The sequence below is a fragment of the Chryseobacterium aahli genome, assembly GCF_022699665.1.
In the GTDB taxonomy this organism is placed as follows: Bacteria; Bacteroidota; Bacteroidia; order Flavobacteriales; family Weeksellaceae; genus Chryseobacterium; species Chryseobacterium aahli.
Genome location: NZ_JALDNB010000010.1, coordinates 143,946 through 169,773 on the forward strand (window position 1 = coordinate 143,946; position 25,828 = coordinate 169,773).

The window sequence follows — 25,828 nt, forward strand, 5'->3', positions numbered from 1 at the left end:
ATAGCGGCCAATTTTGGTCGCTATTTTTTTATTAAAATACTTGTAAATTAAAATGATTTATAAGTATGAATAATAGATTATTAATGCGATTATTTTACTGTTTTGATTTTAAATGATTATTATTTGACATTTTATTTTCGTTATGAATTCTAAATTTAATGTAAATATTATTCTATATGTATGTTTTGTGTTATTTAAATGTTGTTTAAATGATATTTTATATTTTATTTTAATGAAATATTTGTAAATTAGTGTAAATTTTAAAACAAAACAAAATGAAAAAAACATTATTTTTTCTCTTAATTCCTTTTTTGGGATTTTCACAGTGGACAGAGAATTTTGATTCTGGCACAACAATGCCTGCGGGATGGGCAGTTATCAACGATGGCGGGGCTAATGAATGGCTTTTTGATATTCCTGATTCTGGTTCTGCGCAATCGGGTGACAATGTTGCTACGCTTACATACAATGCAACTGCGCATGACGATTATTTAATTACGAAAGCTATTGTTGTAACTGCTGGAGTAAGTGATAGAATTTCGTTTTATGTAAAATCAAGAACTTCATCTTTTCTTGAGGATTATGAAGTTTTGCTTTCAACTACTAATCAGACAAAACCTGCATTTACAACTGTTCTTCAGGCTACTCAAAAAGCACCTGATACTTGGACTCAAAAAACATTTAGCTTATCTTCTTACGTTGGGCAAACAGTTTATGTTGCTATACATGCGACCGATACAGATCAGTTTGAGATTTATGCTGATACTTTTAAAGTAGATGCATTGCCAGCTTCTCCGCCAGTATGTACAACTTTTACTTCTCCCGCAAATGGAGCGATAGGTGTAGATGTAAATGGAATTCTTAACTGGAATTCGATAGTTTCGGCTACAGGATATAAACTTAAGGTGGGGACAACAAGCGGAGGAAGTGATGTAGTAAATAATATAGATGTAGGTGATGTCGCTACCTATAATATTACTGGAAACCTAACTCCAAATACCGTATATTATGCATCTGTTACTCCTTATAACATTGTAGGGAATGCAATTGGATGTTCAGAGATATCATTTACGACAATGGCTTCACCTGCAAATGATGATTGTTCAAGTGCGGTTATGTTAACTTTAGGTGCAAATTTTGCTCAAAATGCAATTTCAGGATCAACATCTGCTTCTACCAATACCCCTGCATTAACAGCATCTTGTTTATTTACGCCTTCAAATGTTGGAGGTAATGTATGGTATAAAGTGGTGGTTCCTGCCTCTGGTAGTCTAACTATTGAGACGGCTGGTGTTGCAGGTTCTGCATTAACTGACACGGTACTTTCGGTATTTTCAGACTGTACTGGTGCAACTTCTCTTGGGTGTGATGATGATGCGGGTACTGGCGCTTTCTCTAAGTTAGAATTAACGGCTCAAACACCAGGTACAACATTGTATGTAAGTGTTTGGAAATTTGGCACTAGTGATGGTGGTGATGGTGCTTTCAGTATTTCGGCTTATGATGCTTCGGTATTGGGAACAAATGATGTTTCGGGTGTAAAAAATACTCTTAAAGCATATCCCAACCCATTTGCTGATGTTTTAAACATTTCAGATGTGAAGAATGTAAAGTCAATTTCAGTTATTGATATTGCGGGTAGGGTAGTGAAAACTCTAGACAAACCAAGCTCAGCTCTTCAATTAGGGGAATTGAAATCTGGTTTGTATGTGATTGTTTTGAATATGAATGATGGTTCTCAACAAACAATCAAAGCAATTAAAAAATAAATTTATTTTAATTTGTTAATATTAATAGCGGTCATTGAGATCGCTATTTTTTTTGTAAAATGTTTTTGAGAATTAATTGAAATAATTGCTTATTTTATATTAATGATGTGTGTCAAAAAAAATATGAAATTTAAATTTAAATTTAAGTTGAATGTTTTGTAGATGTAATGTTTTATTATTGAAAATTTAAAGTCATAATCAGTAAATTGTTATAAATTTACGGTTAATATTTTAAATTTATTAATTTGTGAAAAAACTTCTATTTTTTAGCCTTTTCTTTTTAAATATGTTTCTAAATGCTCAGATTACTTTGGGTGCAGGAAGTACAACTGTAGGATCTGCTCCGGTAAGTACACTATTTGGATATTCTTATACGCAGCAAATATTTACTAAGAATGAGATTAATGCCAATGCTTTAGGTAATATTACAGGGTTGAAATTTTATTTGAATCCCAATTCAACTATTGCAAACTCTTCAAGTTGGGTAGTATATTTGGGAACAACTGCAAAAACAAATTTTACTTCTTCGGTAGATTGGATTCCTGTGTCACAATTGAATCAGGTTTTTTCCGGAACTGTTACCAACGTAAATGGAGTAGTTACAATTACTTTTCCGGTGCCTTTCTTTTATAACAACACTGGGAATCTGGTTGTAGCTGTGAAAGAAAATACTCCCAATTATGATATTAATGGTTTTGATGATGCATTTTATGGATATTATTCAAATGTAAACTCTGTTCTTTTTTACTCTGATGATAATGTCAATCCAAATCCGTCATTTCCACCGGCCGGATCTCTAACCGATCAAAAATCAGTAATCACTTTTACGGGGTTGGCTGCAAGCCCAACGATTGCATGCCCGGATGTTGCTTATCCTCTCAATAATGCAGTATACATACCTTTGTTGCCAACAGTTGAATGGAATGCAGTTCCAGGGGCAATAAGTTATAAAGTATCAGTTGGAACAGCGATGGGTACTTCCGATGTAGTCAATCAGCAGTCTGTAAGTGCAACAAGCTTTACAGTTCCTCAGACTTTATCTGCAAACACAGTATATTATTTAAAAGTAACTGCTGTGAATGTTGCAGGAGAATCACAAGGATGCTCTACAAATATGTTCAGAACAACTCCTGGGCAACCTGCAAACGATGAATGTTCAAATGCAACTACTTTAACTGTTAATCCAAATGCCAGCTGCGCTTCTTTTAATCAAGGGTATACATTGGGTGCGACTGATTCTGGTGTAACAGTAGGCTCATGTTTTGGCAATCCGGATGATGATGTTTGGTTTAAATTTGTCGCAACTGCAACCACGCACAAAATTTCATTAAATAATATTACGTCAATTGGAACAGATTTTAGTGATGATATAGATTTTCAAGTTTTCAGCGGAGCTTGTGGGAATTTAACGAGTGTTTTGTGTTCAGAACCTGCATCTTCTTTGGTAACAGGGTTGACTGTTGGCTCTACTTATTATGTGAGAGTTTTCAGTGCTGCAGGTGCAGGAAGTAATAATAGTTTCGACATATGTGTGGGAACAGTTCCGCCGGCGCCTGTTAATGATGCTTGTTCTGGGGCATTGGTTGCTACATTATTTCCGTATTCTTACACACAATCTGATGCTTTAGGAGCAACGAATAACTCTGGTTTTTTAAATGCTTGTAGTAATGGAATAATTGATGGAATGAATGACGGAACTTGGTTTACATTTGTAGGAAATGGGAGTAACGTCGATATCATTGTTACGATGCCTGCAGGAAGTTATTTTGATCCTCAAATCGGAGTTTTCACAGGAAGCTGTACTGCTTTAAATTGTTTTGATACGATAGATGATGCCGGTGATGGAGAGATAGAGATCTTGTCTATAGCGAGTGTTTCCGGAACAACATATTATGTAAATGTAGGACATTATAATGATGTTAGTGATGAAGCAGAAGATGCATTTACTATCAGTATGGTAAGCGGAGTTTTATCAGCTACAGACGTTGATGAGGTAAAAACTAAAGTGAAAGTTTATCCAAATCCTTTTACAGACAGTATCCATATTTCAGATTTCAAAAATATCAAATCCGTTTCAGTAATTGATTTGTTGGGTCGTCATTTAAAAACAATTGAAAATCCGGCTTCATTTATTCATTTAGATCAATTAAAATCAGGAATGTATATTTTAAGTTTACTGATGAAAGATGGTTCTAAACAATCATTGAAAATAATTAAAAAGTAAAATTAAATAGCAATAAAAAAGGTGGCAATCAATTGACTGTCACCTTTTTTATGTTTAAAAAAAAGTTTATTCGTTTGGTGAAACTGGTTTTATTTCTCCTGTATTCATAAGATCAAATACAGTCGGGAAAAACATCACGAGTATAAAGTAGATGATAATCATCAAGATAATTAAAGCAAATAAGATAATCACTAAACTGTTGGGTCTGTTTTTCTTTTGTGGTTCCATGATTTTTTGGGTATTAGATTAATAGATATTAAACTCTATGCTAATTTCTTGCCACACTGTTTGCAATACCTTGCATCATCGTCAATATCTTCGTTTCCGCAACATTCGCAGATTAATTCAAGGTTTTGTCTTTTGTTTCTCATCTCGGCTGTTACAATTCCCGTAGGAACCGCAATGATGGAATAACCTGCCAACATCAATATCACTGCAAAGAATTTCCCCGTCGGCGTGATAGGAGAAACATCACCATAACCAACCGTCGTCACCGTAACCACTGCCCAATAGATTGATTGAGGAATTGTCTCGAAGCCTTGTCTACCGCCTTCAACCATAAACATCAACGAACCGACGATTACCGAAAATATAATTAAAAATAAAAGAAAAATATAAATTTTTCTCGAACTGTTTTTCAAAGCTCTCACAATGACAAAACCATCATTCATAAAATCCAGAAGATTAAATACCCTGAAAACTCTAAGCATTCTCAGCATTCTGAAAATCAGAAAATATTTTGTCACAGGAAAGAGGAAGCTCAAATAAAAAGGTACGAGAGATAGAAAATCAATAATTCCGAAAAAACTGAATATGTAATGCTTTTTATTTTTTAAGACAGCAATTCTCGTAAAATATTCTGCAGAAAAAAACACAGAAATCACCCATTCTGAAATGATAAAATAGATGTGAAATTTTTTATCCAGTTTCGGCACACTTTCCATCATAATGATAAAGGTGCTTACCAAAATAAGACAAAGCAGAACAATGTCAAACAATTTTCCGAGCTTAGTGTCAGCGCGGTAAATAATTCGGTACAAGAATCTTTTCCAGAGCTTATCCCCGGGAACAAGATTATGTTCTCTTTCCATGATCAGAGTTTTTTTTAAATTTAGCAAATTATCCCTATTTTCGTAAACAAACTTACAGAATAAAATGACAATACAAAAAGTAATTGCAGAGATAGAAAAACACATTGCGATGCCACAGGCTGAAGACTTTGATAACGTGGGGCTTCTCTGTGGATTGCCGGAGAGAAATGTCTCTGGGATTTTAGTGTGTCACGATGCTTTAGAAAATGTTGTGGATGAAGCAATTCACAAGAACTGTAATTTGATTGTTTGCTTTCATCCTATTATTTTTTCAGGTTTAAAATCTTTGACCGGAAAAAATTATGTCGAAAGAGCAGTTTTAAAAGCAATCGAAAATAAAGTTGCTATTTATGCGATTCATACCGCTTTCGACAATGATTTTTATGGAGTAAATGCAGAAATTTGTAATCTTTTGGGATTAAAAAACTTAAAAATTCTTCAGCCTAAAAAAAATAATTTAAAACAGTTAAATGTTTACGTTCCGAAAGACTATTCTGAATCGGTAAAAGAAGCGCTTTTCTCTGCCGGAGCCGGAAATATCGGATTTTATGACGAGTGCAGTTTTAAGACAGAAGGAAAAGGAACGTTCAGACCTATTGATGGTTCAAATCCGTTTTCCGGGCAGCAAGATGTACGTGAAAATGCGGAAGAAGATATGATTTCCGTAATTTTTGAATCTTTTAAACAAAATCAAATTGTAGCTGCAATGAAATCTGCGCATCCTTACGAAGAAGTCGCTCATCAGATTTATCAGCTTGAAAATGAAAATCAGTATTCAGGTTTGGGAATGTACGGTGAATTTGAAATTGAAATGGATGAGAAAGATTTTCTGAGTTTAGTGAAAGATAAATTTAATTTAAATATCATCAAACATTCTGATTTTAATCAAAAGAAAATCAAAAGAGTAGGAGTTTTAGGAGGTTCGGGAGCAAGCGGGATAACGTCTGCACTTTCAAAAAAATGTGATGCCTATCTTACAGGAGATCTCAAATACCACGATTATTTTCTGGCAGAATCTAAAATGTTGATTTGCGATATTGGACATTATGAATCTGAGCAATTGGTAAGTCAGCAATTATTTGAAATTTTATCACAAAAATTTAGTACATTTGCAATCTTAAAATCTAGTGAAAAAACAAACCCAGTAAATTATTTCCTATAGATATGGCAAAAATCACCGAAATTTCAGTCGAAGAAAAATTAAGAGCTTTATACGATTTGCAAATCATCGATTCAAGATTGGACGAGATCCGAAATACAAGAGGAGAGTTGCCAATCGAAGTTGAAGATCTTGAAATCGAGATTGAAGGCCTAGAAAAAAGAGCGGAAAAATTTCATGCAGAGATTAAAGAGCAGAATGATCAGATCAGCAACAAAAATGAAGTGATCAACCATGCAAAATCTTTAATCGAAAAATACAAATCTCAACAGGATAACGTAAGAAACAATAAAGAATTTGAAGCTTTAGGAAAAGAAATTGAATATCAAGAACTTGAAATTCAACTTTCTGACAAAAGAATCAAAGAATTTGGAGCTAAAATCGGTCACAAAGAAGAAACTCTGAATGAGTTGAATACTAAAATCGAAAATCTTAAAAACCACCTAAAATTCAAAAAAGAAGAATTGGAAGGTTTGATTTCTGAAACTCAAAAAGAAGAAGATTATCTGATCACAAAATCTGAAGAATTTGCTTCTAAAATCGACGAAAGATTATTGGCGTCTTACCACAGAATCAGAACAAACTCTTCTACAGGTCTTGCTGTAGTAGGTCTTGAAAGAGGTGCTCCGAAAGGATCTTTCTTCACAATTCCACCACAAAAGCAAATGGAAATTGCTCAGAGAAAGAAAATTATCATCGATGAACATTCAGGAAAAATTCTTGTTGACGACGAGTTGGTAAACGAAGAAACTGAAAAAATGAATTCTATCATCAAGTTTTAATTAAAACTTTTTATAAAATAGAAACGGCTTCAAATTTTTGAAGCCGTTTTTTTAGGTCTGAACTTTTCGATGACAAAATTATAATTCCCCTCTTTTGTAGGGGGAGCAAAAATTTTGAAGAAATTTTTGCCGGGGTGGTTTTATTTTACCTGTTTAACAATCTTCATACTTTTTAAGTCTTATTAAATTTAATTTCGGATAAAACAATTCGTGCAATTAATGTTTAAACCAAAAAAAACCGCTTCAAAAACTGAAACGGTTCATTTATTTTAATTGTGATGACCATACATCTTGTCATACAGATCTTTGAACTTCTCTTTTACCGCCTTTCTTTTCAGTTTGAGGGTAGGAGTCAAAAGTCCTGCTTCAATGCTCCATACCTCCGGAGTAAGTTCAATTTTCTTGATCTGTTCCCAGTTTCCTAAATGCTCGTTAATACCTTCGATTTCTTTTTCAATTCTTTCTTTCAGTTCAGGACTACTTGCAATTTCCTGCGGAGTAGAGCCGATGTTGAGGTTATTTCTCATTGCCCAATTTTTAGCAAATTCAAAATCTGGCTGTACAAATGCGCATGGCATTTTTTCACCATCACCAACTACCATTACCTGTTCGATAAATTTCGAAGCTTTGGCTAAATTTTCAATCGTTTGCGGAGCAATGTATTTTCCACCGGAAGTTTTAAACATTTCTTTCTTGCGATCGGTGATCTGTAAAAATCCTTCGCTGTCGATGTGTCCGATGTCTCCCGTTTTGAAAAATCCATCTTCTGTGAATGTTTCTTTTGTTTGTTCCTCGTTTTTAAAATAGCTTTTAAATACAGAAGGACCTTTCACTGTAATTTCACCGTCTTCCTGAATTTTTACGGTTAAATTATCCAAAGGATGTCCTACAGTTCCCACTTTCATTTTTCCAAATGAATTTACAGAAATAACTGGTGAAGTTTCCGTCAAACCATATCCTTCAAGAATAGGAATCCCTGCATTTTGGAACATTAAATTTAATCTTGTTGATAAAGCTGCAGAACCCGAAACCAAAGTGATGATTTCACCGCCCAAACCTTCTCTCCATTTTTTGAAAACCAGTTTGTCAGCGATGATTTCAGAAAGACCTGACGGTTTTGAAACCTCTTTTTTCTTTTGAATTAAATTTAAAGCCCAGAAGAATATTTTTTGTTTAAATCCGCCTGCTGATGAACCTGTATTGTAAATTTTATCATAAACTTTTTCTACCAAACGAGGTACTACACTCATATAATGAGGTTTTATTTCTTTTACGTTTTCACCCATTTTTTCGATGCTTTCAGCAAAATAAATTGAGAAACCATTGTATTGGAAAAGATAAAAAAGCATTCTTTCAAAAATATGGCAAATAGGCAAAAAGCTCAATACTCTCGTATCTTTATAATCTAAGCTCTTCCTTTTTGGAATTCTCGGTATTGAACCCAAAACATTCGAAACAATATTTTCATGGGTTAGCATTACACCTTTTGGTTTCCCTGTAGTTCCGGAAGTATAAATTAAAGTAGCTAAATCTTGAGTATTAATAGCTTTTGAAAGATCTTCCACCTCCATTTGTGTAGAATCATCTTCACCCAAATCGAGGATTTCCTTCCAATTGGCAGCTCCGGAAATGTTATCAAATGTGAAAACACCTTGTAATGAAGCAACGTTGTGCTTGATTTTCATCACTTTAGCCAAAAGTTCTTTGTCAGAAACAAAGCAATATTTTATTTCGGCATTATTGAATATAAACTCGTAATCTTCAGGTGAAATGCTTGGATAAACAGGCACCGAAACAACTCCGATTTGCGAAAGTCCAAGATCCATGATGGCCCATTCTGTACGAGAATTGGTAGTAATCAGCGCTATTTTATCTCCGGGTTTTATACCTAGTTTCAAAAGTCCTCTCGAAATTTTGTTTCCTTGGTTTACAAACTCCTGAGTTGACGTCTTTATCCACTCGCCTTGATGTTTTGTAGCGAACATTACATCATTTGGGAGTTTTTCTAAAGCGTGGTGCGGTATATCGAATAATCTTTTGATCGTCATAATTGTTAAATATTTAATATAGGATTTTAAATATAAGCATTTTTGTAAAAATAACATAAATCTGTTTACAAATCACAATTGTTAATTTTTTTTTCAGATTTGACTAAAAAGTATTAATTTACGACCATCTAATTATAATTTTTATGGACTTTAATTTATCCGAAGAACAGCTGATGATTCAGCAGGCAGCAAGAGATTTTGCACAGAACGAACTATTACCAGAAGTAATTGAAAGAGACCGTGATCAAAAATTTCCTACTGAGCAAGTAAAGAAAATGGGCGAAATGGGACTTTTGGGAATGATGGTTGATCCTAAGTACGGCGGTGCCGGTATGGACAGCGTTTCTTACGTTTTGGCAATGGAGGAAATCGCAAAAATCGATGCTTCTGCAGCAGTTGTAATGTCTGTAAATAACTCATTAGTTTGTGCTGGTTTAGAAAAATATGCTTCTGAAGAGCAAAAAGTAAAATATCTTACACCACTAGCAAGCGGTCAGGTAATCGGAGCATTTGCATTATCTGAGCCGGAAGCAGGTTCTGATGCGACTTCTCAAAAAACTACAGCTGAAGACAAAGGTGACTACTATCTTTTAAATGGTGTGAAAAACTGGATCACCAATGGAGGTACGGCTACTTATTATATTGTAATCGCTCAGACAGATCCTGAGAAAAAACATAAAGGAATCAACGCTTTTATCGTAGAAAGAGGTTGGGAAGGTTTTGAAATCGGACCAAAAGAAGACAAATTGGGAATTAGAGGAAGTGATACACATTCTTTGCTTTTCAACAACGTAAAAGTGCCTAAAGAAAACAGAATCGGTGAAGACGGTTTCGGATTCAACTTTGCAATGGCTGTTTTGAATGGTGGTAGAATAGGGATTGCTTCTCAGGCTTTAGGGATTGCTTCAGGAGCTTACGAAATGGCTCTGAAATATGCTAAAACCAGAAAAGCTTTCAAAACTGAAATTATCAATCACCAGGCGATTGCCTTCAAATTGGCAGATATGGCAACTCAGATTACGGCGGCAAGAATGCTTTGTTTTAAAGCGGCTGTAGAAAAAGATGCAGGAAAAGACATTTCTGAAATCGGAGCAATGGCTAAATTATATTCGTCTCAGGTTGCGATGGATACCACCATTGAAGCAGTTCAGATTCACGGTGGATACGGATATGTAAAAGAATACCATGTAGAAAGATTGATGAGAGATGCAAAAATCACTCAAATTTATGAAGGAACTTCTGAAATCCAAAGAATTGTGATTTCTAGAAGTATTGCAAAATAATATCTTTAAATTTAAGGGCACTAATATATCTTAGTATGAAAAAATCTTGGTTAATCACTTTAGGAGTAGTTTTACTTCTCGTGGGAGTTTTTATCTGGTATAAATTTTTCTTCGTTTTCGGAGAAGGAGTGAAATCCGGATATCTGAATTATGCCATCAATAAAGGCTATGTTTTTAAAACATACGAGGGTAAACTGATTCAGGAAGGTTTTGGAAGAGGAAAAACCGGAACTGTAACAAGTTACGAGTTTGAGTTTTCTGTAACGGATCCTGAAATTTTCAAACAGCTGGAACTCAACAGTGGTAAAACTTTTGATCTTCATTACAAAGAATACAACGGAACTTTGCCTTGGAGAGGGAACACAAAGTATGTTGTTGATAAAATAGTGAACATGAAATAATCATAAAAGGCTCTCGCATTGAGAGCCTTTTACTTTACACCAAATCACAAATATTAATATATGAAAACTATTAATTTCTTTATTGTTTTGATTCAAATTTTTGAATAAGGTTAAATCTTGTTTAAATTTTTTTTCTCTTTTGAAATTTTGATAAAACAAATTTAGTATGAATATTAATTCTAATATAAAATCTTGCCTTAAAATTTAATTAAAACTTTTCTAATTAATTAGAATCATTCCCAGGGAGATTTTTGTTTTTCTTTTTATAAAAGTAGTAGGCAATTCCTGCGATCAAAAACAAAGGCCAAAGCGGAAGAATGAATAAGAATATTGAAGTGATGACGTTCCAACCAGAGGAAACAGCTGCCAGAGATTGTGCTCCGAAGCCTTCAGGTTTTTCCTTTACAGCAAGACTTTCATTGTCTCCATATATAGTTATTTCTACGTCACATAAAGTATTGTTCACGAAATCCTGACCGCTGATATCAATTCCTTTATTTTCAATTTCTCCAATGTTGTAGCTCAGATCTTCCATTAGATAATCGAACTTTTGAATCGGAACTTTTACTTTAAGGTAAGCGATTTTTTTGTCGTTGTTATTTAAAGAAATGTTTTCACTTTTGATGAAGCCATCATATTTTTTAACTTGTTCTTTTACGATTTCTTTTGCGGTTTCGGCATCATTTACTTTTAATTCCAAAATTCCGGTTTTTGTCATTTTGTTTTTTGAAACAATTTGTTCGTAATTTTTATTTTTCGGTTTGTCCTTGTAGATGATTTTGGTTTCTTTAATGATTTTCGGTGCCGGAACATTGACTACGATTTTTTCGGAATTTTTGTTCAAAGAATCTTTCTTTTCAATTTTAGACTCCAATTTTATATTGGCAATTTTATCTGAAATAGAGTCAACACTTTTAGACGTTGATTCTATAATTTTGGTTGCATTGCTTTTTGTTTTTTCAAAATCTTTAATTTTAATGCTTGCAGAATCGAAAACAGCTTCTGCTTCATTGCTTACACTTTTTGCTTTATCACTAATATCTGTCGTCATGCTATCAACAGAATTTAGTGATTTTTCTAATTGAGAATTTGTTGCTTCACCTTTTTTACACATCGTGAAACTGGTCGCTGTTGCTAATAATAAGATATACTTTTTCATAACATTAATTTTTTTGTTGAAATAAAATTATAAGGTTATCTTCAGCGAAATTTGTAAAAGAAATGTATGATTTTGGTAAAGTTTTATGTTGTTGATAATCAGTTTTTTGTAAAATAAATAGAGTTATTTTACAAAGAAAATGTTAAATGTTAAAAATGTTAAAAAAAAATATTCATTATAAATATAATAATATTTACCTTTGCTTTTTGAGATTTTAATAATGAAACATACTTTCTTATTGGTTTTGTCGTTTTTAATTGGTTCTGCAGAATTTAGCTGTAGAAGTGTTTCTATGGCAAATAATGAATTAAAAGCTGAATCAATAATGAATGAGCCCCAAGGTAATGTTGAGTTTTCAGAGGTGAGAAGATTAAATCGTGAGGTTCAATTAAATGATTTTCTGATAATAAAAGACTTTAGCGAAACCGTTAAATTATATGGTAAATTAGCAGATAAAAGATTTTCTCGATCAGCGCCTATTCCAACTCTTGAGGAGAATGAATTTTTTCTGTTGCTAAAGCCAATAATGAAAAAACAACCTTTTGGAGATTTTGAAGTGACAAAAATGGAAATGAAAGGTTCTGTATTGAATGTTTATTATAAAGAAATAAGCAATGAAGAGTATTTATTAAACAAACAAAAAGATCCTATATTGATACTGAGAGTAAACGGAATTGCTCCGTCAGGTGTCAAACTAATAAATTTAAATAAATAGTAATAATAATTATTTTAAATATGAAGAAAAAAATACTCATTCTGAGCAGTTTGCTGGTTTTTTCTGCAGCGGGCTTTGCACAGCAAAATAATTGGAAAAAGTTGACTTCTAAAGTTGAAACAGAGGTTCGGGAGAACAACGTAAGACTTTCTGATTACACTCTTTTCACATTAAATGTGGCTGATATTCAAAATCAGTTAAAAAATGCTCCGGACAGAAGTGCATATCCTTCCCAAAAAGGTATTCTTCTGAACTTCCCAAATATTGAGGGAGGTTTTGATACATATGAGGTTTATGAATCATCTACAATGCATCCTGACCTTCAGAATAGATATTCTGATATTAAATCTTATTTAGGATACAAAAAAGGGGATAAATCATCACAAATCAGATTTACCGTAGATCCTTATTTCGGATTTAATGGTATGATGAGAAGTGAAAGCGGAATTTACTATCTTGATTCTCATACAACAGACAATAAAGTCTATAAAATGTATGACAGAAAAAAGGCTACTTCTTTAAACCAATTTGAATGTCTTTTCAATGGCGACAGTGATTTAAAAGATGCTGCACTTAATTCTCAAAAAACAGTAGTTGATGGGCTTAATAGAAAATACAGACTTTCTATCACAACAACTATAGAATATACAGCATATATCGCTGGAGTTGCTGGAGTAGGAACAGGAACTGATGCTCAGAAAAAAGCAGCTGTTCTTGCAGCGGTAAACTTAGCGGTTACACGTCTTAACGAAGTTTTTGAAAGAGATATTTCGGTTAGACTACAGCTTATTGCTAATACTGATGCTTTGTTCTTTATCAGTACAGATACTTTTGATACTCTTGATGCTGGTCAAATGCTTAATCAAAACATTACAGTGACCAACTCTGTAATTGGTGCTGCCAACTATGATATCGGGCATTTGTTTTTCAGAGCAACTGCTGGTAATGATAATGGATTAGCCGCTACACCGTCAATTTGTGGAAATAGCAAAGCAGGTGGTGTAACAGGTTCCGCAATCCCGGTTGGAGATCCTTTTGTGATTGACTTCGTTGCTCACGAAATGGGACACCAATTTGGAGCTATGCACACGCAAAACAACAATTGTAACAGAAATGTACCAACAACAGTAGAACCAGGAAGTGCTAGTACTATCATGGGATATGCCGGAATTTGTGCACCAAACGTACAAAATAATAGTGATGCATATTTTCATTCTATTAGTATTGCTGAGATGTATTTAAGATTGACTACAGGGGCTACATCAACTTGTGGTATTAAGACACCAACGTCAAATATTGAGCCGACTGTAGATGCAGGTTTAGATAAAAGCATTCCGAAGAGCACACCTTTTATGTTGACTGCAACAGCTTCTGATCCAAATAGTGATCCGATTACATATACATGGGAGCAGATTGATGCTGGTGTTGCAACTCAACCGCCAGTGGCAACCAATACAGTAGGTCCTTTGTTTAGGTCTATTGCGCCTACAGTGTCTCCGTCAAGATACTTTCCAAAATTATCAGTTATAGTAAATCCTGCTACTGTTAGTACTTGGGAAAGACTTTCATCTATTGCCAGGCCTTTAAATTTTTCAGTTCTTGTAAGAGATAATAATCCTGTAGGAGGACAAACGGCTCGAGATGATGTGAAATTGACTGTAGTAAGTACAGCTGGTCCATTTGTGGTAACTTCACAAAATACTGCCGGTGTAGTTTGGAATGAAGGTCAGGCACAAATTATTACTTGGGATGTTGCCAATACTACAGCTGCACCAGTAAGCACATCGAACGTTACGATTTTATTATCGAAAGACGGAGGTCTTACATTCCCTACTGTTTTAGTTGCAAGTACACCAAATAATGGTTCGTATTCTTACACTGTACAAGGTGGTTTAGGAAATGTAACTAATGCTAGAATCATGGTGAAAGCGATAGACAATGTATTTTTAAATGTAAATTCACAAGGCTTTACAATCAATTCTTCTGCCGTAGTTATTCCTCCAGGAGGAGGAGGTAACCCTGGAGGTCCTGGTACGGGAGGACCTAGTAGTCCTGGATCTCAGTCTCCAGTCTTCCAAGGAATGATGATTTATCCTGTTCCTTCGAATGATGGCTATGTGTATATTAAAACAGACTTCCCTCCAAAATTTGATGGAGACAGAAAACCAGCTCCATACAAAGTAACATACGAAGTATATGCAATGGATGGTAAATTAGTGGTGCCTAAGAAAACCAGACACATCTTCTCAAGAACTGTTGATAACAGAGTTGACGAGAAACTAGATTTAAGAGATCTTCCTACTGAAGCTTACATGATTCATGTAACTGTGGATGACGAAAAAATTGTTAAAAAATTATTGATGCTTCACAAGAAGTAAAATGTAATTAATATATGTATAAAAAACCGTTCATAAGAACGGTTTTTTTGTGTTTCGTTCTAATTGTTTAACATTTAATCAGATGGTTTGATATAATTATAAAATCTTTTTTTGATATTAATTACATTCCTTTTTTTTTACATTGGTTAATCTCAAGTTTCTCCACAAGTAATCACTTTTTTTTGAAGTAAAATAAATGATTATTCTCCGTGAAATATTTATATGAAATGTATGATTAAAACATTGTTTTAATTATTTTATATTCAGTAACTTATGTGGTAGTTTGATGTTTTCTTAAAGATGATTTTGAGAGAAGTTCAACAATTATTCATGTTTTTTTTAATCATCTTTAAGTGCTAATTAGTTTTGTCCATTGTTTTAATTCTTTTATTAAAAAAAAACAAAAAATAGAATCTTTAATTATTGCGAAAAGTTTTAAGATAATTCCAAAAGTTTTGTGAAAAAAATCATTTATAATGTTGTTAATTTTCATTAATTTTGAAATTTCGTAATCTAAATAAAATTTACATGAAAAAACATCTACTAGTGATGGGAGTGCTTTTTATATCCAATATGTTTTTAGCACAAACAAACCGACTTTGGAAGGAAGTTTCACCAAAAACCAGTTCTGAAATATTTGAAAATAAAACCAGTATTATCCACCCAAAAGTTTATAGTCTTGATTTTTCTGGTTTAAAAAATGCATTAGCAAAGGTTCCGCAAAATTTTTCTAAAAGTGGAAAGTCAGATGTGATTATCTCTTTTCCAAATGCCGATGGCGTGATGGAAGATTTTAAAGTTAGAGAAAACTCTAATTTTGCTCCGGAATTGGCAGCACAATACCCAGACATAAAATCTTATGTTGGGGAGAGTTTAGGAGATACTCAGTTTACGGTTTATTTTAGCATGTCACCACTAGGGTTGTCATCAATGGAGTTGTATGCTAACAAATCTGCAGTTTTTATAGAGCCTTACACAAAGGATCTTTCGACGTATGTTGTTTATAAAAAATCAGATAAAAATCAAAATTTAGATAAATTTGAATGTACGGTAATTGATGTAGCACAAAAGGGTATAGATAACTCTAACCTTACGGCAAGACCCAATGCAGATGATAGTAAATTAAGAACTTTTAGACTTGCTTTATCTTGCACAGGAGAATACACAACTTATTTTGGAGGAACAGTAGCTGGTGCATTAGCGGCAATGAATACCACCATGACTCGTGTCAATGGAGTTTTTGAAAAAGATTTTGCGGCTAGAATGATTATTATTGCAAACAATAGTTCTGTAATTTATACAAATGCAGCAACTGATCCTTATTCTGGAGCAGCAGCTGGAACAGGTGGAGCTTGGAATGGAGAGTTACAAACTAATCTTACTGCAACAATTGGAGAAGCAAACTACGACATCGGTCACTTATTCGGTGCTACCGGAGGTGGTGGAAATGCTGGCTGTATTGGTTGTGTTTGTACCAATGGTACAAAAGGTAGAGGATATACTTCTCCAGCAGATGGCATTCCAATGGGAGATAATTTCGATATTGATTATGTAGCACACGAAATGGGACATCAATTTGGAGGAAACCACACATTTTCACATGGCAACGAAGGAACAGGGGTCAATGTGGAGCCTGGAAGCGGTTCTACAATTATGGCTTATGCAGGTATTACAGGTCAAAATGTTCAGATGCATTCAGATGCGTATTTTCATGCGGCAAGTATTCAGCAGATTACAAATAATATTAAATTAAAAACTTGCCCGGTAACTACTAATACTGGAAATCTTATTCCTACAGCTGATGCTGGTTTAGATTATACAATTCCAAAAGGTACTCCTTTTGTACTTACAGGTTCTGGTACTGATGGAAATAGTGATCCGCTAACGTATATTTGGGAGCAAATGGATAGTGCGTCTAACACTCAAACCGGAGCTAACTCAGCAGCAAGTGCAACAAAAGCAACAGGACCTACTTTTAGATCTTACACTCCACAAACAGTTCCTTACAGATATTTTCCACCATTAGCTCGAATAGTTGCTGGTGCAACAACCACCTCAAGTCCTGCTGGTACTGCCTCAGGTATTGTTGTTGAAGCTCTCTCAAATGTTGCAAGAACATATAATTTCAGATTCACAACTCGTGACAACAGAGCAGGAGGTTCAGGAAATAATTCTGATGATATGGTAGTAACAGTAAATGCTACTGCAGGACCTTTTATTGTTACTTCTCAGAATACAGCAGGAATAGTATGGAATGAAGGTCAGGCGCAAACTATTACTTGGAACGTTGCAGGAACAACAGCTGCTCCCGTAAGTACACCAAATGTTACCATTTTATTATCAAAGGATGGTGGTCTTACGTTCCCAACAGTATTAGTAGCAAGCGCACCTAATAATGGTTCATATACTTACACTGTACCAGGAGGTTTGGGAAATGTAAGTAATGCACGAATTATGGTTAAAGGTCTTAATAATATTTTTTTAAATGTAAATACACAAGGCTTTACAATTAATTCATCCGCAGTCGTTACCCCTCCAGTTATCACTCCGGGAACTCCTGGAGCCCAATCTCCAATCTTTCAGGGAATGATGATTTACCCCGTTCCTTCAAATGATGGCTATGTGTATATTAAAACAGACTTCCCTCCAAAATTTGATGCAGACAGAAAACCTGCTCCTTACAAAGTAACATACGAAGTATATGCAATGGATGGTAAATTAGTGGTGCCAAAGAAAACCAGACACATCTTCTCAAGAACTGTTGATAACAGAGTTGACGAGAAACTAGATTTAAGAGATCTTCCTACTGAAGCTTACATGATTCATGTAACAGTAGATGACGAAAAAATTGTTAAAAAATTACTGATGCTTCATAAAAAGTAATCGTAATTCATATTCATAAAAAAACCGTTCATTTGAACGGTTTTTTTATGAATATGAATGAAATTTTAAAATTTATTTCTGTCTGAATTCACTGATGAAATGTAATTTCACATTCGGGAATTTCTCCTGAGTCATGTGAATGGTAAATGACGAATCAGCTAAAAACACCAATTGATTGTATTTGTCTCTTGCTAAAAATCGCTGTTTTAATCTTGCAAATTCTTTATACTCTTCAGATTTTTCATCAGCTTCCACCCAACAAGCTTTGTGCATAGAAAGTGGTTCGTAAGTACATTTTGCTCCATATTCATGTTCCAAACGATATTGGATAACTTCATACTGAAGTGCACCCACTGTACCGATGATTTTTCTGTTATTCATCTCTAAAGTAAACAACTGTGCAACACCTTCATCCATCAGCTGATCGATACCTTTTGCTAATTGTTTTGCCTTTAAAGGATCATTATTATTGATATATCTGAAATGTTCAGGAGAGAAACTCGGAATTCCTTTGAAGCTGATTTTTTCCCCACCCGTCAAAGTATCACCAATTCTGAAACTTCCTGTATCATGAAGTCCTACGATATCTCCCGGGAAACTTTCATCCACAACTTCTTTTTTATCGGCGAAAAATGCGTTTGGAGATGAAAATTTCATTTTTTTGCCTTCTCTTACCAGAAGATAATTTTCATTTCTTTTAAATGTTCCTGAAACGATTTTCACGAAAGCCAAACGGTCTCTGTGTTTAGGATCCATGTTTGCGTGAATTTTGAAAACAAATCCTGTAAATGCAGATTCTTCAGGCTTTACCATGCGGGTTTCGCTTTCTTTTGGCTGCGGCATCGGAGCAATTTCGATAAATGCATCCAACAATTCACGGACTCCAAAATTATTTAAAGCTGAACCAAAAAATACAGGCTGCAAATCACCATTCATATAATCTTCACGGCTGAATTCAGGATAGACAGATTGAATTAATTCCAATTCTTCTCTTAAATTCTTAGCGGCTTTAGTACCGATAACCTCATCAATAGAAGAATCGTTGATGTCATCAAACTTAATGGCTTCACCTACTTTCTGTTTCTTTTCTTCTAAAAATAACTGAATATTATTTTCCCAGATATTATAAATCCCCTGAAAATCAGCTCCCATTCCAATAGGGAGAGAAAGTGGAACAACTCGTAAACCTAATTTCTGTTCAACTTCATCCAACAGATCAAAAGCATCTTTACCTTCACGATCCAATTTATTAATGAAAACCAGCATCGGAATGTTTCTCATTCTACAAACCTTAACCAATTTTTCAGTCTGTTCCTCAACCCCTTTTGCAACGTCAATCACGACGATTACAGAGTCTACTGCCGTTAAAGTTCTGTAGGTATCTTCAGCAAAATCTTTGTGACCAGGTGTGTCTAAAATGTTGATTTTGTAGCCTTTATATTCAAATGCCAATACGGAAGTCGCTACCGAGATTCCTCTCTGTCTTTCGATTTCCATAAAGTCGGAGGTTGCTCCTTTTTTAATTTTGTTCGATTTTACGGCTCCAGCTTCCTGAATTGCACCTCCAAAAAGAAGTAATTTTTCTGTAAGCGTAGTTTTTCCGGCATCGGGGTGAGAAATAATTCCGAATGTTTTTCTTTTCTCTATTTCTTTGATTAAGTCTGACATAGTGTATTTTGAAGTTGCAAAAATCGTGATTTTTATCGGATTCTGAAAATCGGATTTACGACTTGTTGAAACTTGATTTAGTTTTAAGATAATAAGCAACGCACAGACCTACCAAAACCATTCCGGCACTGAACGGGAAGATGTATTTCATTCCACAAATATCTGCAACGCCACCAATTAACGGACCTGCAACGCCAAGCGAAAGGTCAATAAAAAGCCCGTATCCTGCCAAAGCAGAGCCTTGACTTGATGGCGAAACACTTTTAATCGCAACCACTCCAAGAGCGGGAAAAATTAATGAAAATCCTAATCCGGTAACTCCGGCTCCTAAAAGTGCCATCTGTGAAGTTGCTGCAAAGGAAATAATGACCAACCCTATTGTTTCTACTAAAAGACAGGCAATCGCAACTCTTATTCCACCATAATTATTGATGACATTGCTGAAAACCAATCTTCCGGCAACAAATAATCCTCCAAAAACGGTGAGGCAAAGTGCACCGTTATTCCAATGAAAATAATTGTAGTATAGGGTGATAAAAGTAGAAATACTTGCAAAACCAATTCCTCCCAAAGCCAGACAAATTCCGAAAGGCGAAACTTTTCCCAAAACTTTCCAGAAAGATTGAGAATCCTGAGTATTCATATTTGTGTAATTGATTTTAGTTTTGGCAAACAGAAAACCAATGATTCCAATTAAAATAGAAATAATACCGATACCGTAAAGCCCGAATTTATGCTCAATCACAACTCCAAGCGAAGCCCCGATTGCTAAAGCTCCGTAACACGCAACACCGTTATAAGAAATAATTTTTGCGGTATGTTTTTCACCAAGCGCCATAATTGCCCAATTGATGGGACTCGCACCAATCATTCCTTCTCCGCATCCTGTCAGCAAACGTGTGATGATCAGAAAACCTAAACTAAGTAGAGGAGAAAATTTAAAATAATAAGCCAGAATAAGAAAAATTCCTGTTAAAGAAAAACCTAACATACTGAATAAAACGGCCGGCTTCGGACCTTTTCCATCAATGATTTTTCCGGAATATGCCCTCAGGAAAAATGTGGCAACATATTGTAAACTGATGACCAATCCGGCAATGACCAAGCTGAAACCTAAGTTTTTACTGATGAAAATTGGTAAAACGGAGAGAGATAAACCTATAATAAAGTATCCTAAAAAAGTAAAACCAACGTAACTGAGTAGTGGTAAATTTACATTTTCCGGCTGTTTGACTGCATGATCCATATTCATAAAAAATTAAGATACAAAGATACTTCAGAAAAATAATTTAATATCAATGTTTCAAAATGAATAATTTAAAAATTTATTTATTCAAATTTTTTAGAATTTTAGAGAAAAGTGTTCAAAATCGTCAAAATAGAGTAAAAGTAAACTTTCCTTATATTTGTTTTCATCTCGGTGAGGACGATCTATTTCCAAGTTTTTTAAAATTAATTGTTCAATTTTTTTATCCTTTTCACCAATTTTCTTTATGGGGATTATTTTCTTTATTTTATTGTTTTTATCAGTAAAAACCTTGTAGATTCCTAATTTTTCAGAAGGTTGTGAGATATTCAACTTTATAAATTCCGTATGTGGTGTGTAAGGATAGGTGATGCGTTTTTCAGACAAATCATAAAATTTTTCAAATTTTAAATCATAAAATTGGTTTTTATATTTTTCAAGATTTTTAAACAAATTGATATACCGATTTATTATTTCATTCTCTTCGTCAATACTATTGTGATAACTTAAAAGAATCATCCGGCTGCATAAATCTACCCAATATTCATTATTTTGATCTTTTTTTAAAATGACAAGATATTTTTCTCCGCTATTAAGGGCAAGTGAACAGCCTTGATAATCATTAATTCCTTTATCTTTTGCACCGAATACATTTAAAAAATTTACTTTTTGTCCTTTAATTATTTGGTTAAAATCAATTTTAGCTTTATAGTTATCGTATTTATGATCTCCGTTAGCTTTAATGCTACCATCAAAGGTTTTTGTAACGGTTATAATTCCTATAAGATCCGCATCAAAATATTCTTGTGCAATATTCCCAGATCCGCATCTGCAAGCTGATAATTTTAGAGTGATAAAAAGCAGAAAGAATAATAATGATTTAAGTTTCATTATGGAAATTATTTTCAGGAAAATTATAAAGTTAAATTGTTAAACGTTTCATGCCCACAAATTATGCGAATATAAATTTAAGTTTTTAGATTAAATTTTTAATCTTCTATTTTCTGGAATAATTTTGCCTATCCAAAACAGAATTTGATTTTTCTTTCATACAAATTCAATTATCTTTGTTTCTCAAATTAAAAAAATGGAAAACAGCAGATACCCAAAATTTACATTCACCTGGATCGGAGGTTTGATATTATTCGCAGGTTTTGTGGTAGGATCATTAGCTGTTGGATTTTTCAATGTTTTCTGGATGTTGTTTTTTAAAGAAAATCTACAATATAAAGATTGGTTTTTGATGGTATCAAATGCGGTGGTATTTTTAATCTCAATTGCTTTCTTCGATTTTTTTGTGGTGAGATTACAGACGAAACAGAAACTGAATTTCAACTTTTCTCCGACTAATTTTTATACTTATCTGCTCATATTTCCTATGATGTTGGGAATGATGTTTATAGGAGAATTTGTAACATCCCAAATTCCAACTACAGGACCTTTTTTCGGAAAGTATTATGATTTTTTTACAGATTTGATGAGTCAGTTGACTTATAATCCCGTTGTGATGATTATTACTGCAGTGATTATGGCGCCGATTTTTGAGGAAATTATTTTTAGAGGAATTATTCAGAAAGGACTAATCAATAATGGGGTACAGCCTTGGAAAGCGATTGTTTTTGCGTCGATTGTCTTCGGTCTGGTACATGGGAATCCTTGGCAGTTTGTAGGAGCTGTAATGCTTGGCTGCGTTTTAGGGTTGGTTTATTATAAAACTAAATCGTTGCTCTTGCCAATGCTTTTGCATGGTTTTAATAATTTATGCTCATCTTTCTTAATATTTTACACCAAATCTGAAAGTTTTGCAGATGCTTTTAAAGTTTCAGAATGGATAATTTTAGGAGTTGGGATTGTTTTGCTTTCTTCATTTTACTATTTATTTATGAAGAAGTATAAAGTACATTATTCAGAAATTTAAATTCATTCAAACACCAATAGCACCAACATTCTTCACAAATTTCACAAAATTCAATGAGTGCTATTAGTTTTCAAGAAAGATTACAGCGCATTATGCGCTTAAAAAAATAAAAGTTACATGGAATTATTAGTTGCCACACACAACGTACACAAGAAAGAAGAAATTCAACAGATCTTAGGAGACAAGTTTACCGTTAAAAGTCTTGCAGATTATGATTTGCATGACGAAATCGTGGAAGACGGCGATTCTTTCAACGCCAATGCTTTAATTAAAGCAAAATATTGTTTCGAAAAAACTGGGATTCCGAGTTTGGGCGATGACAGCGGTTTGGTTGTAGAATCTTTAGACGGAAGACCGGGAATTTTCTCCGCACGTTATGCCGGAAACCATGATTTTGCAAAAAATATTGAGAAAGTTTTAGACGAAATGAAAGGTGTGGAAAACAGAAAAGCCTATTTCATTACCGTTTTGTGCTATTATGACGAAAACGGCGCTCAATATTTTGATGGCAGAGCTCACGGAAATTTACTTACAGAAAATAAAGGTCACAAAGGTTTTGGGTACGACCCAATTTTTGTTCCGGAAGGTTATGAAAAGACTTTTGCAGAAATGAATCCTGAAGATAAAAACCAGATCAGCCACAGAAAACAGGCACTAGATTTGTTTTTAAATTTTTTAAAAGTGAATGGATAATTTAGGATTGGGCTCAGATTTAGATTGATAAAATATTCTGAAAATAGTATGAACGTTAACGTTAACCTCAGCCTTAATCTCAACCTCAACCTCAAACTTTTATCGTACATTTACCCCAATAAACTATTGATTTGAGTACTTATTTAACCATTTTAGGCTTTAATTCAGCAATTCCTACTGTTAATACATCGCCCACTTCGCAGCTTCTTGAGATGGAAGAGCGATGTTTTCTGATCGATTGTGGTGAAGGAACGCAGGTGCAGCTGAGAAAAGCAAAAGCAAGATTTTCAAAAATCAATCATATATTTATTTCGCATCTTCATGGGGATCATTGTTTTGGTTTGCCGGGTTTGATTGCGTCTTTTCGTTTGTTGGGAAGAGATGTGCCGTTGCATGTTTATGGTCCGAAAGGCATTAAAAAAATGCTGGAAACCATTTTTACCATTACAGAAACCCATCGTGGTTTTGAAATCGTTTATCATGAGCTTGATAAAGATTATTCCGAGAAAATTTACGAAGACAATAGAGTAGAGGTTTATACGATCCCATTAGATCACAGAATTTACTGTAACGGTTATCTTTTTAAAGAAAAACAAAAAGACAGGCATCTTAATATGCAGGAAATTTCAAAATATAATGAAATTGAAACCTGTGATTATCACAATTTGAAAGCAGGTAAAGATTTTGAATTGAGTGACGGATATATTCTTAAAAATGAAATTTTGACCACAGAACCCGCACCGCCCGTTTCTTACGCTTTTTGCAGCGATACCAGATATTTAGAATCTGTCATTCCGATTATTAAAAACGTGACGGTATTGTATCACGAGTCTACTTTTCTACACGATTTGAAAGAAATGGCAGATTACACCGGTCACACAACAGCTTTAGAAGCAGCCAGAATTGCGAGACAAGCGGAAGTCGGTAAATTGATTTTAGGTCATTTTTCTAATAGATATGGTGATTTGACGGTATTTACTGATGAGGCAAGAACGGTTTTTCCAAATACTTTTTTACCTAAGGCTTTAGAAGTTGTAAAAATCTAAATGAATATGTTGAATTTTGAAGAATTAAAAGATTTTCTAAACGAAAAGGCTGATGTGTATAATAATTCTGAATTTATTCAAGACGATCCTATACAGATTCCGCATCGTTTTTCTTTAAAACAAGATATTGAAATTGCTGGTTTTCTGGCGGCGACTATTTCTTGGGGAAATAGGAAAGCAATTATAAAGTCAGCTGATAAAATATTGGACATCATGGGAAATTCTCCCTATGATTTTGTGATGAATTATTCTGAAAATGATTTGAAATTTATTGACGGAAAAAGTATTCACAGAACTTTTAACGGAGAAGATTTTACTTATTTTGTCAGACAGTTTAACAGGATTTATCGTGAAAATAATAGTTTAGAAAATTTATTTATCATTAAAGATTCTGAAACTAATTTTTATCATGCGATCGAAAGGTTCAGGCTGGGTTTTTTACAGACTGAAAAGCATAGAAGTCACAAACATGTAAGTTCACCTTACAAAAATTCATCTTCAAAAAGAATTATTATGTTTCTGCGTTGGATGGTGCGAAATGATCAGCGTGGCGTTGATTTTGGAATTTGGAATAACATCGATACTAAAAATTTATCAATACCTTTAGACGTTCACACAGGAAATATTTCAAGAAAATTAGGCTTGATTTCCAGAACGCAGAATGATTGGAAAACTGTTTTAGAGTTAGACGAAATTATCAGAAAATTTGATCCTAAAGATCCCGCAAAATATGATTTTGCACTATTTGGTTTAGGGGTAACTAAGGAATTATTTTAAACAAAAAATAATGAAAACATCACACGAAAGAATAGAACTTCTTGAGAAACTGGCAGATGGAATCACCTCTTGGATTGGCTCTATACCATCTCTTATTATTCATACTTTACTTTTTTTGACTGCATTTTTACTACCTTCATTTGGCGTGGTTGATTTTGACAAAATGCTGTTGGTATTGACGACGGTTCTTTCTTTGGAAGCTATTTATCTTTCAATTCTGATCCAAATGTCGGTGAACAAAAGCCATGAAAAAATTGAAGATATCCAGGAAGATATTGAAGAAATCAGCGAAGACATTGAAGACATTCAGGAAGATTTGGAAGAAATTAGTGAGGATATTGAAGAAATCACGGAAGATATCGAAGATATTCAGGAAGATATTGAGGAAATCAATGAAGATGAGGATGATGAGGATCATATAGAAAAAGCGAAAAAAGCGATTTTAAAAAGCAATGTAAATTCAAATAAAAACGAAATTAAGTTGCTAAAAGATAAAATTCAGGAGCTGCAAAATATGATTGATGACCTGAAGAAAGACTAATCTGATAGTAAAAAATTGTAATTTTTGTTTTTCTAAATCATATTGTA

Annotated in this window: 21 protein-coding genes; 14 read left to right on the forward strand and 7 right to left on the reverse strand. The window is 34.0% G+C overall.

What is annotated here, in order from left to right:
- Positions 1–275 precede the first annotated feature (275 nt).
- Both MQX03_RS15810 and MQX03_RS20550 read left to right on the forward strand, forming a co-directional pair.
- Complete coding sequence (locus tag MQX03_RS15810) at positions 276–1,769, forward strand: T9SS-dependent choice-of-anchor J family protein (RefSeq protein ID WP_242804206.1); 1,494 nt, start codon at positions 276–278, stop codon at positions 1,767–1,769.
- Between the two features lie 247 nt (positions 1,770–2,016).
- Positions 2,017–3,993 carry a T9SS type A sorting domain-containing protein gene (locus MQX03_RS20550; RefSeq protein WP_242804207.1) on the forward strand — a complete coding sequence of 659 codons (1,977 nt, stop codon included), beginning with the start codon at positions 2,017–2,019 and terminating at the stop codon, positions 3,991–3,993.
- Between the two features lie 66 nt (positions 3,994–4,059).
- Here MQX03_RS20550 and MQX03_RS15820 read toward each other — a convergent pair whose 3' ends face one another.
- Positions 4,060–4,221, reverse strand: coding sequence for a hypothetical protein (locus tag MQX03_RS15820; RefSeq protein WP_164998515.1), 162 nt, complete (start codon positions 4,219–4,221; stop codon positions 4,060–4,062).
- A 35-nt stretch (positions 4,222–4,256) separates the two neighbouring features.
- Positions 4,257–5,084, reverse strand: coding sequence for an ion transporter (locus tag MQX03_RS15825; RefSeq protein WP_242804208.1), 828 nt, complete (start codon positions 5,082–5,084; stop codon positions 4,257–4,259).
- A gap of 64 nt (positions 5,085–5,148) precedes the next feature.
- On the opposite strand from MQX03_RS15825, the gene MQX03_RS15830 reads away from it, so the two are divergent.
- Positions 5,149–6,246 carry a Nif3-like dinuclear metal center hexameric protein gene (locus MQX03_RS15830; protein ID WP_242804209.1) on the forward strand — a complete coding sequence of 366 codons (1,098 nt, stop codon included), beginning with the start codon at positions 5,149–5,151 and terminating at the stop codon, positions 6,244–6,246.
- 2 nt (positions 6,247–6,248) lie between these two features.
- A complete protein-coding gene (locus MQX03_RS15835) occupies positions 6,249–7,025 on the forward strand; it encodes a zinc ribbon domain-containing protein (protein WP_229984420.1) in 777 nt (258 codons plus the stop codon).
- A 269-nt stretch (positions 7,026–7,294) separates the two neighbouring features.
- Here the strand turns inward: MQX03_RS15835 and MQX03_RS15840 are convergent, their stop codons facing one another.
- On the reverse strand, positions 7,295–9,073 hold the full coding sequence (locus MQX03_RS15840; protein ID WP_242804210.1) for an AMP-dependent synthetase/ligase: 1,779 nt from the start codon (positions 9,071–9,073) through the stop codon (positions 7,295–7,297).
- 143 nt (positions 9,074–9,216) lie between these two features.
- Here MQX03_RS15840 and MQX03_RS15845 point away from each other — a divergent pair, with 143 nt between their 5' ends.
- Entirely contained in the window at positions 9,217–10,356 is a 1,140-nt protein-coding gene (locus MQX03_RS15845; RefSeq protein ID WP_229984422.1) for an acyl-CoA dehydrogenase, read from the forward strand.
- A gap of 35 nt (positions 10,357–10,391) precedes the next feature.
- The gene (locus MQX03_RS15850) at positions 10,392–10,757 is read left to right on the forward strand and encodes a hypothetical protein (protein ID WP_242804211.1); all 366 of its coding nucleotides are present in this window, start codon (positions 10,392–10,394) and stop codon (positions 10,755–10,757) included.
- Positions 10,758–10,980: 223 nt separating this feature from the next.
- Here MQX03_RS15850 and MQX03_RS15855 read toward each other — a convergent pair whose 3' ends face one another.
- The gene (locus MQX03_RS15855) at positions 10,981–11,916 is read right to left on the reverse strand and encodes a DUF4349 domain-containing protein (RefSeq protein ID WP_242804213.1); all 936 of its coding nucleotides are present in this window, start codon (positions 11,914–11,916) and stop codon (positions 10,981–10,983) included.
- Positions 11,917–12,136: 220 nt separating this feature from the next.
- Between MQX03_RS15855 and MQX03_RS15860 the strand changes: the two genes are divergently transcribed.
- The 3 genes from MQX03_RS15860 (at position 12,137) to MQX03_RS15870 (ending at position 17,892) form a co-directional block, all read left to right on the forward strand.
- Entirely contained in the window at positions 12,137–12,631 is a 495-nt protein-coding gene (locus MQX03_RS15860; protein ID WP_242804214.1) for a hypothetical protein, read from the forward strand.
- Between the two features lie 20 nt (positions 12,632–12,651).
- The gene (locus MQX03_RS15865; protein WP_242804215.1) at positions 12,652–15,009 is read left to right on the forward strand and encodes a zinc-dependent metalloprotease; all 2,358 of its coding nucleotides are present in this window, start codon (positions 12,652–12,654) and stop codon (positions 15,007–15,009) included.
- 528 nt (positions 15,010–15,537) lie between these two features.
- Positions 15,538–17,892, forward strand: a complete 2,355-nt coding sequence (locus tag MQX03_RS15870) for a reprolysin-like metallopeptidase (protein ID WP_242804216.1) — start codon at positions 15,538–15,540, stop codon at positions 17,890–17,892.
- A gap of 72 nt (positions 17,893–17,964) precedes the next feature.
- Here the strand turns inward: MQX03_RS15870 and MQX03_RS15875 are convergent, their stop codons facing one another.
- From MQX03_RS15875 to MQX03_RS15885, 3 genes are all read right to left on the reverse strand, one after another.
- The gene (locus MQX03_RS15875; RefSeq protein WP_242804217.1) at positions 17,965–19,560 is read right to left on the reverse strand and encodes a peptide chain release factor 3; all 1,596 of its coding nucleotides are present in this window, start codon (positions 19,558–19,560) and stop codon (positions 17,965–17,967) included.
- 55 nt (positions 19,561–19,615) lie between these two features.
- Entirely contained in the window at positions 19,616–20,806 is a 1,191-nt protein-coding gene (locus tag MQX03_RS15880) for an MFS transporter (protein WP_242804218.1), read from the reverse strand.
- Positions 20,807–20,902: 96 nt separating this feature from the next.
- A complete protein-coding gene (locus MQX03_RS15885; protein ID WP_242804219.1) occupies positions 20,903–21,697 on the reverse strand; it encodes a hypothetical protein in 795 nt (264 codons plus the stop codon).
- Between the two features lie 196 nt (positions 21,698–21,893).
- On the opposite strand from MQX03_RS15885, the gene MQX03_RS15890 reads away from it, so the two are divergent.
- The 5 genes from MQX03_RS15890 (at position 21,894) to MQX03_RS15910 (ending at position 25,781) form a co-directional block, all read left to right on the forward strand.
- Positions 21,894–22,724 carry a CPBP family intramembrane glutamic endopeptidase gene (locus MQX03_RS15890; protein WP_242804220.1) on the forward strand — a complete coding sequence of 277 codons (831 nt, stop codon included), beginning with the start codon at positions 21,894–21,896 and terminating at the stop codon, positions 22,722–22,724.
- Between the two features lie 117 nt (positions 22,725–22,841).
- The gene (gene rdgB / locus MQX03_RS15895) at positions 22,842–23,417 is read left to right on the forward strand and encodes an RdgB/HAM1 family non-canonical purine NTP pyrophosphatase (protein ID WP_242804221.1); all 576 of its coding nucleotides are present in this window, start codon (positions 22,842–22,844) and stop codon (positions 23,415–23,417) included.
- Positions 23,418–23,548: 131 nt separating this feature from the next.
- Positions 23,549–24,463, forward strand: a complete 915-nt coding sequence (locus MQX03_RS15900) for a ribonuclease Z (protein ID WP_242804223.1) — start codon at positions 23,549–23,551, stop codon at positions 24,461–24,463.
- Between the two features lie 6 nt (positions 24,464–24,469).
- Positions 24,470–25,240 carry a TIGR02757 family protein gene (locus MQX03_RS15905; protein WP_394801754.1) on the forward strand — a complete coding sequence of 257 codons (771 nt, stop codon included), beginning with the start codon at positions 24,470–24,472 and terminating at the stop codon, positions 25,238–25,240.
- A gap of 10 nt (positions 25,241–25,250) precedes the next feature.
- Complete coding sequence (locus MQX03_RS15910; protein ID WP_242804225.1) at positions 25,251–25,781, forward strand: hypothetical protein; 531 nt, start codon at positions 25,251–25,253, stop codon at positions 25,779–25,781.
- The last annotated feature ends 47 nt before the right edge of the window (positions 25,782–25,828 follow it).